Origin of the sequence: Autumnicola musiva (assembly GCF_031846585.1) — a bacterium.
GTDB lineage: Bacteria > Bacteroidota > Bacteroidia > Flavobacteriales > Flavobacteriaceae > Autumnicola > Autumnicola musiva.
Genome location: NZ_JAVRHK010000003.1, coordinates 1 through 14,247 on the forward strand (window position 1 = coordinate 1; position 14,247 = coordinate 14,247).

At 37.6% G+C, this 14,247-nt stretch carries 12 protein-coding genes; 2 read left to right on the top strand and 10 right to left on the bottom strand.

Annotation, left to right across the window (positions count from 1 at the left end; genetic code table 11):
- Positions 1–350 precede the first annotated feature (350 nt).
- Entirely contained in the window at positions 351–536 is a 186-nt protein-coding gene (locus tag RM539_RS04750; protein WP_311502287.1) for a hypothetical protein, read from the top strand.
- A 624-nt stretch (positions 537–1,160) separates the two neighbouring features.
- Here the strand turns inward: RM539_RS04750 and RM539_RS04755 are convergent.
- Entirely contained in the window at positions 1,161–1,922 is a 762-nt protein-coding gene (locus tag RM539_RS04755) for a LytR/AlgR family response regulator transcription factor (RefSeq protein WP_311502288.1), read from the bottom strand.
- A gap of 318 nt (positions 1,923–2,240) precedes the next feature.
- Between RM539_RS04755 and RM539_RS04760 the strand changes: the two genes are divergently transcribed.
- The gene (locus RM539_RS04760; protein ID WP_311502289.1) at positions 2,241–3,185 is read left to right on the top strand and encodes a CsgG/HfaB family protein; all 945 of its coding nucleotides are present in this window, start codon (positions 2,241–2,243) and stop codon (positions 3,183–3,185) included.
- Between the two features lie 206 nt (positions 3,186–3,391).
- Here RM539_RS04760 and RM539_RS04765 read toward each other — a convergent pair whose 3' ends face one another.
- The 9 genes from RM539_RS04765 to RM539_RS04805 form a co-directional block, all read right to left on the bottom strand.
- On the bottom strand, positions 3,392–3,610 hold the full coding sequence (locus RM539_RS04765) for a DUF6095 family protein (RefSeq protein WP_311502290.1): 219 nt from the start codon (positions 3,608–3,610) through the stop codon (positions 3,392–3,394).
- A gap of 22 nt (positions 3,611–3,632) precedes the next feature.
- The gene (locus tag RM539_RS04770) at positions 3,633–4,445 is read right to left on the bottom strand and encodes a DUF4249 family protein (protein WP_311502291.1); all 813 of its coding nucleotides are present in this window, start codon (positions 4,443–4,445) and stop codon (positions 3,633–3,635) included.
- Position 4,446: 1 nt separating this feature from the next.
- A complete protein-coding gene (locus RM539_RS04775) occupies positions 4,447–6,816 on the bottom strand; it encodes a TonB-dependent receptor (RefSeq protein WP_311502664.1) in 2,370 nt (789 codons plus the stop codon).
- Positions 6,817–6,883: 67 nt separating this feature from the next.
- The gene (locus RM539_RS04780; protein ID WP_311502292.1) at positions 6,884–8,101 is read right to left on the bottom strand and encodes a multidrug effflux MFS transporter; all 1,218 of its coding nucleotides are present in this window, start codon (positions 8,099–8,101) and stop codon (positions 6,884–6,886) included.
- Positions 8,102–8,379: 278 nt separating this feature from the next.
- Positions 8,380–10,599 carry an NADP-dependent isocitrate dehydrogenase gene (locus RM539_RS04785; protein ID WP_311502293.1) on the bottom strand — a complete coding sequence of 740 codons (2,220 nt, stop codon included), beginning with the start codon at positions 10,597–10,599 and terminating at the stop codon, positions 8,380–8,382.
- Positions 10,600–11,207: 608 nt separating this feature from the next.
- A complete protein-coding gene (gene rplS / locus RM539_RS04790; protein WP_311502294.1) occupies positions 11,208–11,558 on the bottom strand; it encodes a 50S ribosomal protein L19 in 351 nt (116 codons plus the stop codon).
- A 114-nt stretch (positions 11,559–11,672) separates the two neighbouring features.
- Complete coding sequence (trmD, locus tag RM539_RS04795; protein WP_311502295.1) at positions 11,673–12,359, bottom strand: tRNA (guanosine(37)-N1)-methyltransferase TrmD; 687 nt, start codon at positions 12,357–12,359, stop codon at positions 11,673–11,675.
- A 47-nt stretch (positions 12,360–12,406) separates the two neighbouring features.
- Positions 12,407–13,084 (bottom strand): hypothetical protein, encoded by a 678-nt coding sequence (locus RM539_RS04800; protein ID WP_311502296.1) that lies wholly within the window; start codon positions 13,082–13,084, stop codon positions 12,407–12,409.
- 40 nt (positions 13,085–13,124) lie between these two features.
- Positions 13,125–14,222 (bottom strand): DUF748 domain-containing protein, encoded by a 1,098-nt coding sequence (locus RM539_RS04805; protein ID WP_311502297.1) that lies wholly within the window; start codon positions 14,220–14,222, stop codon positions 13,125–13,127.
- Positions 14,223–14,247: the final 25 nt, after the last annotated feature.

Here is a 14,247-nt window from a genome sequence, read left to right on the forward strand (position 1 = left end):
AATTCTGCACATTCGTAATTCTCTTTTGAAGTTCACAATGATCCATAGTTAAGTTTTATTCATTTGGCGACGGTTTGTACTTTTTCTTCTTCTCTTTTTCACAGGAATATACAGTAGTTTTTAGTAATAAATTTTTCTAAAGCTGGAGCAAGTTTGAGACCTAGTTTAGAGTATAAACATTTCCTAACAACTTGTAAAATTTGTCTTGCACTAAGTATGTCTTCAATCTTAAAAAGCGAAAATTTCTTCAGAAGTATAGGATAAGAAGCTTTATTTAGAAAAATATTAACGCCAATTCCGCAATATAATTTGGATATTACCTGATATACTAATTAGAAAAATTATTTGTAATGGATAAGCAAGACTTAAAGAAGACAACTAAAAATGCCGGAAAGTTATGGCTCACTAAAAAGGGCTTTCAATGGACAGGAGGACTAATTAAAGTCGGGGTAATAGCCGGGCTGGGTTACCTGGGTTATAAGTATTACAGGGATAATCAGGAAGAGATAGAAGACAAGGTTTCGTCTCTTTTTTAACTGATGTATAGAATTAATAATTAGACCTAGAGAATTATAGAACAGGTTGCTTGATGTTCATTTTTTCCATTGATTCCAGAGTTAGAAGGAATGTTCAAGCAAGCTGTTCTAATTTTGTGATTTCTTCGGAAAATCATTATGCAGACCTGCCAGGGTTTCAAAGTATCTGAAATGTTTTTTATCCTGTAAATGAACTATTGATAAAACAGAGAGTGTAAAATTGCCGGTCTCAGTTCTGATTTTAGCGTATTCTTTTTACCCTTTCGTCTTCATCAGTTGTGCTGAATCCATTTACCCTTAAAAAGGAAAGAAGCATCTTATTATTATATTTGAATTGATTTGAAAATTTCAGCTCCTGGTTTGTAAGGCTTTTAGATCGTGCTAAGTTTTAAGGAGTAAACAAAAATTTGTAGTTAATCTATATGGAAAAATTTAATATTTTCAATCTTTCGATAGCAATAGGAAGGCGCCATCATGGCCTTTTTAATGCTGTTTACAATGGCAATTTCTAATAAAGCGCACATAGATACGTTAAAAAATGCTAGCTCTAAATGGCAAATCCTGCCAGTTGTATTTTATCAAAGTGAGGTTATGGTTTCATTTTAATTCCCTATCCTTCAATACTTAATTTCCTGTTAGAGTTCGTATTAATCTTTCTTTTTTTCTTACAGCTACAGGTACAGTAGAACCATCTTTGAGTTCTATATAACCGCCTTTTCCTTTATAGTATCGTGAAGCATATTGAAGGTTTATAAGAAAAGACTGATGCACTCTAAAGAAGAAAGGCTGATCTGTTAATAACTTTTCTATATGCTTCAACGTCTTTGTTGTTATAATTTTATATCCATTGGAAAAGTAGATGTGGGTATAGTTGGAATCGGATTCGCATTTAGTTATTTCATTGATTTCGGCTAATAGGAAACCGTCTGTAGTTGGTACTGCCAATTTTTGACGGATCAGGTTTTCACCAAAAAAGTTTGTTTTAAGTGTATTGAGTTTCTGTAAAAAGAACTTAAGGCTGTCTTGATGGCGGCTGGTCCTTGAAAATGATTCACTTAATTGTTCCCTGTCTATTGGCTTCAGGAGGTAATCTATAGCGTTATAGCGAAAGGCTTTCACGGCATGCTCTGAATGTTTATGATAGCCTGTCGTAAATATGATGTCGAAATTAATTTCCTTAATTCGGTCTAGCAATTCAAAGCTACTTTGCTCATTTAGTTGAACATCCAGAAGAACTATATCGGGTTGATGTTCTTTTATTGCTATAAAAGCTTCATCTAAGGTCTGGGCTGTGGCGCAAACCTTAAAACCTTTGTACTCTTTAAGAAGGTTTTGCAGGACCCCGATTGATTGCATTTCATCGTCAATAAGAATAATCTTTTTCATACACCTTGAATTAAGCTGTTCTTATCCTCAATATTAGACATCCCCGTCTATCTATTTATGGTTCATTTTAATTTCTCATTTTTTTTATAGCAGTTGCTTCACGCTTAGTTGTTGAATAACCACGGAATCCGGGGATAGGACCACACTTACTCAATCATCTTATGATGATTGTTTCTTTGGAGTTAACTTGTTGATATGCAAGGTATAGTTAAATGTACAAAAGAAATTTAAGCAAAGTTTAAAAATTTCAAATTTTTCGTGATAGGAAATTTTGGGTGATGCGGAGTGTAGCAATATTAACTTATCAAATATAATTTTATGAAACTATTTAAATTATTAGTCCTCTTTTCGGTGTTATGTCTTAGTGTTCAGCTTAATGCTCAAAAGGAGCCAAAGGTTACCATGGAAGAGATTGAAGAACAATGCCAGGGAATAGATTTAGGTCAGAAGATTACACTTAGCGTTTCCAGTTTTAATGTGGCCACACCAACAGCATATGCTAAATTTGGAGATGAATTATCACAAATGCTTACAAGCGCACTTCAAAATGTAAATTGTTTTAATGTCTTATTGAGTGTAAAGGATAAAGATGAAATTTTGGACGAAATTGCCTTTGGTGAAAGCGGGAATGTGAAAGCAGGAAGTGCCGTGGCACGCGGAAGCATGAAGGGTGCACAGGTTGTAGTGATGGGAAAGGTTACTGAGTATGCAGCCGGAGAGAGTAGTGGAGGAGCATTTGGTATAAAAATGAGTTCTAACAAAGCACACATAGGATTCATTATTCAACTTATAAACCCGACCACCCGCGAAATTATTGATTCAGAATCTTTTAATGTGGACGGGAGAGCCGGAGGCTTTAAAGGTTTAAGTGTTCTTGGTATCCAGACGGTCGGGGGCACCGCAAATAACAAAGCCCTGGCAGATGCCTGCGAAAAAGGGATTATACAGGCCGTGGAGTACATTGTTTCAGAACGGGATAAAATGCCTTTGCCTGATCTTAACCCTGTAAATGCGGCTAATGGGACTTATATCACAATCCTTAACAGCGATTATGGAAAGTTTAAAACCATAACCGATGCACTTGCAGTAAAAGGTGATATACTGGAAAAGAATATTACAGATGGCACAGGTTCTTGTTTTGTGGCTCATGCACAATCTTCTTATGATATAGCTGATTATTTAAGCACCACGTTAGGAAGCACATGTAGTATTCAATCGGTTTCCGAGGATGAAATAACTATTGATGCCAGTCCTGAAAGGTGATAGGGGTGAAATAATAGTAGTACTCTTGCGCTGATTAATCCACTTTCCCTTGAAAAAAGGAGTAGTCTGTTGTAGTTCAGTTTAAGTTGGAATAGGCAAACTCCCGCATGAGGGATAGGAGGCGGCTACCCTGGCTTACCGGCACGCAGCCATGTAGCGCGAATAGCCCAACCCGAAGGGTACGCCATAAAAATTAATTGATAAGGCTACCCAAACAGTGCTTTTATAAGTGTCATTATCCCCTTGAAAATAAAGAAAATTGCGGCAATAGAAATAATAATTCCACCAGCCAGAACTGGAATATAAAACGGGTTGTCCTGGTTGTTAAATGCACTGAAGATTACCGAAGGGCCAACAACAATTAGTGGCATAGCAATAAGTAAAAACTTTATTCCTTTTCCCAGCTTGTCTCTGTTGGTGTGCATTTTTTGAAAACTTTTTCAGGTTTTAATCTACTGTAAAATCTGCCTCTACCACCTGCGAGAGGCGAAAATAACCCAAAGCATAATTGTTCCTGTTAGTTTGATTAATAATATTCCCTTTAACGGTGGCAGGTTTTGTTTCAAAGGGACCACCGGCATTAGTTCCTATCTGGGAACGCAGGATAAATAAATAATCATAATAAGAGCGGGAAATCCCTGCCAACTCTATATATAACTCGTCACCAGTTTCAATATCTTCATTTGAAAAGTAACCAAAAATTTGGTTACCATCGGTAAATTCATCTTCATAAATTTCAAATGTTGCTCTTTCATTTCGGAAGGTAAACATATAGTAATTAGGTTCATTTGCCGGATCGGTATAGTAGGCTTTAATTTCAATTTCGTCACCTTCTAATCCGCCACCGTTTGTTTGTTCTATATAATCCAGATCTACAACAGGAATAAAGGTTTCATTGGCAGTATAGAACTCCTCCTGGTATTCTATCTGCAATTGATACTCCATGTTCAAATGCGGGCGGAAATAGCTATTACGATAAATCCCCTCACTTATATGATCAAAAATAAAAACATTTCCTTCGGTATCAACAATCCTTACCCGGGCATTGGTAATCACAGGGGCATCTTCTTCATAATAACCGCTGGTGGAACTCAATTTAATGGACTGAAAGTTACCCTCTGTATCTTTGAGCCATTCAATGGAAGCTTCTACAACCAGGCGGGGTTCACTTTCTTCCAGTTCAATTTCTACAACATCTTCACAGCCTGTTATAAGAACAGATACTATAAAAATCAGTAAGATGTTCGTTAGTTTTCTCATATTAAAAGCTGAAGTTGTAAGTAATTGAAGGTATAATCCCAAATAGGGAAAGCCTGGTGGCTTCATTTCTTTGCTCATCTATGTTTTGCCTAAAGGTAATGGAATAGGCATTTTTACGATTATACAGATTATAAATACCAAAATTCCATGAGGACTTTAATTTCCTGTCACCTTTGGGGTGCGGAGTATAAGTGGCAGCCATATCCAGGCGGTGATAAGCAGGTAACCGGTTGCTGTTTCGCGATGAATATACGGGAATACTGATATTGGCATATTGATACTGACCAACAGGATAAGTTGTGGCTAATCCGGATTGATAAATAAAATTCGCATTTAATTGCCATTTTTCATTTAACTGGTAAGAAGAAGTGAGGCTGAAATCATGTGTTCTGTCAAAATTTGCATTATACCAGGCTCCATTGTTGATTCCACTTTCTGTAGCAGTCCGTCCAGGAGTTTGTTGCTCAGAACGGGAGAGGGTGTAGGAGAGCCAACCGGTTAATCTTCCTTCATTTTTTTTTAGCAGGAGTTCCAGTCCATAAGCTCTTGCCCTGCCATTTAAAATTGCTGTTTCAATGGCATTGTTTGCGATAAGATTTGCACCATCTACATAATCTATCCTGTTTTGTATCTTTTTATAAAAAGCCTCCGTTTCAAGTGAAAAATCACCATCTCTGAGATTTCGGAAATATCCCACAGCCACCTGATCCAGAAGTTGGGGTTTAATATAAGGGCCACTTGGTGCCCAAACATCAATTGGAGTAGGGGAGCTTGTGTTTGAAATTAGATGCAGGTATTGCGTCATCCGGTTATAACTGGCTTTAAAGGACTGATCTTCATTTAGGGTATAAGCCACTGCCAGACGTGGTTCTATATTAAAAAAAGATTTTATTACTTTGCTGCGATTGCCGGTTTCAGTATTTACCGGCGTGGCTTCCTGGTAAATATCCCTTTCCTCATTATAAATAACCGGCTGATCGTTGTTATAAAAATTCATATTTTCCTGTCCAAGCCTAAAGAAGCCACTCACCCTCGCCCCATATTCTACGGAAAAATTTTCTGAAATTTCCTGTTCTGCAGAAATATAAGCTGCACTTTCAACGGCGTATTTATTATCCAGTTTGTAATAATTTATACCTGAAGTTTCCGTAGTTGGAGTGATTTCTCCCGGGGCGAACCTATAATAGGTATTTTGAAGGCCATATTCTAATTTGAACCGATCGCTTAGGTAGTGGTTAAAATCATACTTAATGTTGAAATTTTTAATCCCGCTATCCCAGTTAAACTCCACAAAATCTAATGTAAGGCCGTAATAATAGTCACTGTAAATAAGAGAAAGATTACTAAAAATGTTATCGGAAAATATATGATTCCATCTAAAGTTAAAAACTGAATTACCATAGATATTTTTAAAATTTTCATTGATATTGAATACATCCCTCCCAAAATATCCGGAAAAAAGAATTTTATTGTTACTGTCTATTTTATGGTTCAATTTGGTATTCAAGTCATAGAAGTAAGCTGAATTTGGATTATCGGTGAGTTTTAAAAATAAATGGGCATAAGAACTTCTGCCACCAACGAGAAAAGAGCTTTTATCTTTTACAATAGGACCTTCGGCAAGTAAGCGGCTTGAAATTATCCCTATTCCACCCTGGGCTTTAAACTCCCGGCTATTCCCATCCCGCTGGTAAATATCCAATACAGAAGAGACCCTTCCTCCAAATTTAGCAGGGATTCCGCCTTTATAAAGTGTAAGATCTTTTATAGCATCAGGATTAAAAATAGAAAAGAGGCCAAATAAGTGAGAAGCATTAAAAATAGTTGCTTCATCCAATAGGATTAAGTTCTGATCTACCGCCCCACCCCGTACATTAAATCCTGAGGAACCTTCTCCCGCATTAGATACTCCAGGGAGCAGCAGTAAAGAGCGCACCACATCTACCTCTCCAAATACGGCGGGCAGCTTTTGTATAGTATTAATGGAAAGTTTGTTAACACTCATCTCGGGGCTACGAATATCAATTTGTTCTATGTCTTCAGTAATAACCACTTCATCAAGGTTTTCTGAAGATTCTGCCAGTTGTAGATTCAATTTTGTGTCCTCATGAATATCCAGTTGCCTTGAAATTGTTTTGTATCCCAGGTAGGAAACCTGAAGCAGGTAAGAGCCTTCAGGAAGTTTTAAAGAAAAAAATCCGTATTCATTGGTTACCACACCAGTATTTTCTTCAGGAATAAGAATATTTACCCCAATTAAAGTTTCGTTGCTGGCTTCAGCGGTTACTGTTCCGCTTAATGTAAACGTTTCCTGGGCAGTAATGGGGAGCGTTAGGGAAAGGCATAACCAACAAATTAGTAACTGGTGGATAGTCAATGTTTTTTGTGTAAATATAAGGTACTCAGGTAAAACTAAAAAGTGTTTAGGATTTGTTGAACTATACTTCTCCCAATGCCAGTTTTCTTTTTTCTTTACCGGAGAAGCGTAGTAATAGAACAGAGCTTACTATAAGGCAGGCTAGCAGGATAACTGCCAACGGAATAATCCCACCGCTATGGAACAGGCTTATAACAAAAGAAGCCAATGCCCCAAGCACCATTTTAAGGCTGCCTATAAGGGCGGAGGCTCTTCCTGCCTTTGTGGCAAATGGTTCCAGGGAAAGAGCTGTTGTATTTGGATTCTGAAATCCCAGTAAAAAAAGAATACAAAAAAGGAGTCCAACAGTAAGATAAAAATCAGGTCCTGCCAATGCGTTAATTAAAAAAACTGAAGCTAAAACCACTAAAGCAATGCTGTTGAAAAGTGTAATCTGAAAGGTGGTGAATTTCTTAAGGAAAAGTCTGTTAACCTGGCTTCCCAATATCAATCCCGCAGCATTCATCCCAAAGAGAATACCAAATTCTTTTTGGGTTAGGTTGAAATTATCCATAAAAAGACGGGGAGCATCAGAGATGTAAGCAAACATTGCACCTATAGTAAAACTTCCTGCCATAGAAAAACTCCAGAACTTTTCATGAGTAAGTATTCCAAAATATTTTTTCATCACAATATTTGGTTTTAGATCCACTTTTTTATCCGGAATAACACTTTCTGGTAGGAAACGATAAACGCTCAGGATCATTAGGAAAGAGAAGCTGGCGAGAAATAAGAATATGCTTTTCCAGCCAAGGCTTTCAATTATGAAACTTCCCACGGTAGGTGCAATTATTGGTGCTCCTCCCATAATTAACATTAAGACTGAAATGGCTCCGGCAACTTCATTAACCGGAAAAATATCCCGTACTACCGCTTTTGCTGCCACCATTCCTGCTGCAGCACCTACAGCGAGAAAAAATCGGCTAATGATGAGCCAGGTGAGATTAGGGGAGTAATAGCAACTAAGGGCTGCCACCAAATAGATTACTAAACCAATAAGTAAAGGTTTTTTTCTGCCGAATTTGTCCATTATCGGCCCATAAGCCAATTGCCCCAGGGAAATTCCAATAAAATAACTGGTGAGGGTAAGTCCAACCTGTGCAATGGAAATATTAAAGTCCTGTGCAATTCTTTGAAAGCCGGGAAGATAAGCGTCTATGGAAAACGGTCCAAGAGCGATAAGGGTTCCGAGTACAAACAGAATGATAGCTTCCCTTTTTTTATTTCTTTCGTTTTTCACTTCAGTCATTTTGCAAATTTCGTGAAAAACCCTACTGCGTGGAAAGCATGTAATATGTTTAACGTTATCTTAGTATGGAAATATGATTTTCGCTGATATTGGAATGAATCCTTTTCATAATGAAAAATGCGAAGTGAAAAATTTAAACATTTCACATATTACTTTTTGCTGCTGAATTTTGAAAATAAAAAAACCGTCCTGAATATTAATTAATCTCACATTAATAGCAAGAATTAAAGAATATTCTGAACGGCTTCCTTTTTGTCTGATTTTTATTTCTATCCCAGAATAGAATTCAGGATCTCACTAGGACGCATTGCGCTGGTTACCTTATTTTCTTCCGGTTTGTAATAGCCTCCAATATCAACAGGTGAACCCTGTGCACCATTTAGTTCTTTCAAAATTTGATCTTCTTTGGTCTCCATTGCTTTGGCAACTTTGCTGAAGTATTCCTTCATTTCAGCATCTTTATCCTGGTTAGCCAATGCCTGTGCCCAATATAAACCGAGGTAAAAATGACTTCCCCTGTTATCCAGCTCATTTACTTTTCTGGAAGGTGATTTTCCGTTATCAAGGAATTTACCTGTTGCTTCATCCAAAGCTTCAGCCAATATCAGGGCTTTTTCATTGTTGTATTTTTGTCCTGCATGTTCCAAAGAGACTGCAAGGGCCAGGAATTCTCCTAAAGAATCCCACCTTAAATGTCCTTCTTTTACAAATTGCTGTACGTGCTTTGGAGCTGAGCCTCCGGCACCGGTTTCGAATAATCCCCCACCATTCATTAGAGGAACAATGGATAGCATTTTAGCACTTGTACCGAGTTCCAGGATAGGAAAAAGATCGGTTAAGTAATCCCTTAAGACATTACCGGTTACCGAAATTGTATCTTTTCCTTCTTTAACCCTGCGAAGCGTATATTCTGTAGCTTCTACGGGGGACATAATTTTTATATCAAGTCCTTCAGTATCATGTTCAGGTAAATATTTTTGAACTTTCTCTATTAGTTGTGCATCGTGTGCTCTTTCGTTGTCCAGCCAGAATACAGCAGGGCTTCCTGTAGCACGGGCACGGCCTACAGCCAGTTTAATCCAGTCTTTCACCGGAGCGTCTTTTACCTGGCACATTCTCCAGATATCTCCCTCTTCTACAGCATGTTCAATAAGTACTTCTCCTGCGGTGTTTATAACCTGGACAGTACCATCAGCCGGAATTTCGAAAGTTTTGTCATGGGAGCCATATTCTTCTGCTTTTTGAGCCATTAATCCAACATTAGGCACAGTACCCATTGTAGTAGGATCAAATGCTCCGTTTTTCTTACAGAAATCTATTGTAGCCTGATATAAACCCGCATAGCTGCTATCTGGAATTATGGCTTTAGCGTCTTGTTGTTTTCCTTCAGCATTCCACATTTGGCCGGAAGTTCTTATCATTGCCGGCATAGAAGCATCAATAATTACATCACTGGGTACATGAAGGTTTGTAATCCCGTTGTCTGAATTAACCATAGCCAGATCTGGACCTTCTTTTAAATCAGCCTTAATAGCTTTGTCTATTTCTTTTGCTTTATCTTCAGGTAATTTGTCCAGAGCACTTAATATGTCTCCAAGGCCACTATTGGGATTGGCTCCTACCTGTTTCAGGTCATTGCCGTATTTATCAAAAACATCCTGAAAAAATACCTTTACCGCATGGCCAAATATGATAGGGTCTGAAACCTTCATCATAGTTGCCTTCATATGGAGGGAAAAGAGAATGTTTTTCTCTCTGGCGTCTTTCACCTGTTCTTTTAAAAATTCAACAAGAGCTCTTTTATTCATTACCGCTCCGTCTATTATTTCTCCGGTTAGCAGATGAATATCATTTTTTAGATTTTTCTTATCTCCGGAAGCAGATGTAAACTCTATACTTACGTCTCCTTCTTTTGAAATGGTAACCGATTTTTCCGTATGTCTGAAATCACCGTTATCCATAGTTGCCACATGGGTTTTGGAATCAGCACTCCATTCCCCCATGCTGTGCGGATTTTTTTTAGCAAAATTCTTTACTGCCCTGGGAGCACGCCTGTCTGAATTTCCTTCGCGCAGCACCGGGTTTACGGCACTACCTTTAACTTTATCATATTTGGCCTTTATTTGCTTTTCTTTATCTGAAGAAGCTTCGTCCGGATAATCTGGAATATTAAATCCTTTTTCCTGAAGTTCCTTTACTGCCGCCTTCAACTGGGGAATAGAAGCACTGATATTTGGTAACTTAATAATATTCGCTTCAGGTTTCTTAGCCAGCTCACCAAGTTCAGCCAGGGCATCGCTTACTTTTTGATCTTCATTAAGTATTTCAGGAAACTGGGACAGAATTCTTCCTGCAAGGGAAATATCTTTGGTTTCCAGATCAATATTTGCAGTTTTTGTAAAATTTTGCACTATAGGTAAGAAAGAATAAGTGGCCAGTGCAGGGGCCTCATCAGTTTTTGTATAGACAATCCTTGATTTCTGTGTCATTTTTTATAATTTTTTGATTGCAATAGGATTCAATAAGCGCCCTAGTATTTTCTAGAGCGCACGGACCCCTGCAATATAACATTTTTCAGTCTTTTATCATAGCTGAAAAGCTTTAAAAGCTATTGATTTGGAAAGAGAAATAAAAAAAGCCATTTCATTTTATTATCTAAAATGAAATGGCTTCTGCTGAAATAATACGTTATCACCGGATTTTTTTATTTCCTTAAAAGCAGATGTTGCTTAAGGTGTGTATTATTTCATATGAAATATTTCTAATCGGTGAGATAGGAAATACTTCAAAAAGGTTTTTACCTTTCAAACTGTTTTTGCCAGCGCAAAAAATGAGCGTTATATAGAAGATAAAAACCGTATGTAAAGAGCTTTATTCTTTACGCAAATGCAATTCGGCAGAAATCCTTGTGTCAAACTTTCGAAATAGCATTTTGCTTACTATAAAGCTACTTAAATTTCCCGGTAGCTTAAAATATTTTATATTTTATTTAACTAATTTACGTTCAGCTGTTTTATAAATAATATCTTTATACTTTCTTCATAAAAAAAAGCCTTCGAAACTCGAAGGCTTATATACGTAGATAAGAGAAAAATGTTTATCTCTTTGCTTCTTTAATACGGGCTTTCTTACCGGTAAGACCTCTAAAATAGTAGATTCTGGCTCTTCTTACTTTACCTCTCTTATTAATTTCTATTTTTTGAATAGCAGGGAGATTTATCGGGAAAATACGTTCCACACCCACAGTACCACTCATCTTTCTAATTGTAAAAGTTTGAGATGCTCCGGTTCCTCTTTTCTGGATTACAACCCCTCTAAAGAACTGGGTACGGGTTTTTTGACCTTCCGTAATTTCGTAATAAACAGTGATAGTATCTCCAGCTGAAAATTCCGGTGTTTCCTTTTTACTAACGAATTCGTCCTGAACGTATTTAATTAACGATTCCATAATATTTTATTTTTAGATAAATTCTGAAACAACATTCACGGATCTCGCCAGAGGTTATTTTAGAACGCGTGCAAAATTAAAAATTAAAAATTAATTACAAGTACTTGTAGCCTTTTATTTTTCATCTTCCTTCAGCAGGTCGGGTCGAAGGTTTCTGGTACGTAAGTATGCCTGTTCTTCCCGCCATTCTTCTATTTTTGGAAAATTTCCTGAAGTAAGTATCCCGGGGACTTCCCAGCCATTATATTCGGCAGGGCGGGTATATACCGGAGGAGCAAGCAGGTTGTCCTGAAATGAATCTGTTAAGGCTGAAGTTTCGTTTCCTAAAACTCCGGGAATAAGCCTAATAACCGCATCGCATAGTACAGCTGCCCCCAATTCCCCTCCTGAAAGCACGTAATCTCCTATGGAAATTTCCCTGGTGATAAAATGATCCCTAGCCCTTTGGTCAACACCTTTATAATGACCGCAAAGAATAATAATATTTTCATACATGGAGATTTGATTGGCCATTTTTTGCTGTAGCCGTTCTCCATCTGGCGTCATATAAATTACCTCATCATAATCCCGTTCAGCTTTTAGGCGGGAAATACATTTGTCTATAGGTTCTACCATCATCACCATACCTGCCCCGCCACCAAACTGATAATCATCAATTTGCTTATAATTATCTGTAACATAATCCCGAAGATTATGAAGATGTATTTCAACATGTCCTTTCTCAATGGCGCGTTTTAATATAGAAGCTTCAAACGGACTCTTAAGTAGATCTGGAACCACGGTAATAATGTCTATACGCATAGCTTTAATTTTCAGAAGTCAAACGCTGTTTGTGGGTATAACTTCACCTATGTATTTGAAGATTTATTACGTTCGTCCTGCAATAGTCTTCCCAGTCTTTGTTCTTTTTCCAATGATTTTGCCCGAAATATATCAAATTCTTTTTCGGTTTCATCAAGCCTTTTTCTTGCTTCCCTGGTTGTAGCGTGTGAACTTCTGTATTTATAAATAAAGAAAAGCAGGGCCAGCACCAATAACCCAACCAGACCCCACATAATTGCTTTATAGGTGCCTTTGCTAAAGGGCATGCCTAAAAAGGTAATAGCATCCTTTTCATTATTCACCCGTTCCAGTTCTGCTTCTGTATTTGCTAACCTGGATTCAAGATCTTCAATTTCCTGGTTTTGACGATCCATGGTGTTTTCCTGGGTAGTGATTTCATTTCTTAGTTCTTCAATGTGAGCTGAAGTGGTATTCCGCAGTTCAATTATACGGTCATAATCTATTACCTTATATCCCTGGTAATCATTGGAAGTTTCAATAAGCTCATCAAATTCTGAGCGTACAGGTTGATTATTTTTCAGGCTATCCTGAGCTTTTGCCTGCGTAAATACAGCAGCAAAAAGCAGTAATGTAAATAATGTCTTGTTCATTCCTTGCTTAGTTTCTTTTTCTGATTTATCACACAACGGCTCTTCAAAAAAGATATTGCCGTAGCTGAAATTTTTGGCTGCAAATGTCAGCAAAAAATGGGATTAAGCAATGACATGCCACCTTCAGTTTAAATTATTCTTTATTACGCGCGGCATCTTCAAAATTAATGTTTTCATCCACACTTCCCGAAAAGGCATTTATCCATGCGTTTTCGAAGATATTTATAATGGTAGTGAGAATTCCCGTTTTTACCTGGTTAAGGTCTCCTTCCAAAGGAACTCTGGTGGCAAGGGTGTCAGTTCCCTGGTTTTTTAAAATGAATTTAAATATCCCCACAAATCCTTCCCAAATTTTATTGAAAAACCCTCCATCTTCTTCTTTTCCCAGCAGTCTTGTATTAATAAACATAGGTTTAATGTATCCTTTAAGATAGGCATCGGCAATGGCAACCTCACTGTAAAGTTCAAAAATCCCTTTTTCAAAATCAACTCCGGCATATCGGTTTGCAAGATCATTTAGTGCTGTGACATCAGCCTGTTTTAAGGAAAATTCCAAATCTACATCCGGAATTTCTTTCAGTACATTAAGATTCCCCTCCAGGAGAACTTCACCTCCTCCAAAAGAAATAGCGGTTGCTCTCAGGTTGGAGGGCAGGGTCTCTTTTTCATTTACCACATTTCCAAGATTAGTGGCCTGCAGGTTAATTTGCTGCAGAAAAATTGTAATTTCAGGGTTTGAAGATAATTGGGCAAAATTGGCTTCCCCATTATGAACGTTAAGATGGTTAATACTTATTGGAACAAGTTTTTTGAGGGCATCAGTCCAATCTCCTGCATCTGGTTCCCTGCCGGTTGTTTCCTGTTTTTGTACTTCAAATATATAGTTGAAGCCAGGACTATGCATCTCAATTTCACTTACTATTTTACCATTTAAGAGCGACCTCCAATCAATAGAAATGTCAGTTTCAGGAAAATCAAGTAATGGTGGCTGATTATCAGCAGCTTCTTTCCTTAAGATTAAACCTTCAATTACATAAGCTCCGCGCCATAAAGCAACATCAATATCTTCTACATGTCCTTCATACCCGGGTATATTATTCAGAGTTTTATTTACCGAACGTTTTAGAAAATAGGGAAGTAAAATGCGGCCTAATACTAGCAGGCCAATTATGATAAGGGGCAGGAGGTAGCGTTTCCTTCGGAAACCATTTCTCTTCTTTGATGTGCGCATAACCAGGAGTTTAGACAAAAATGCT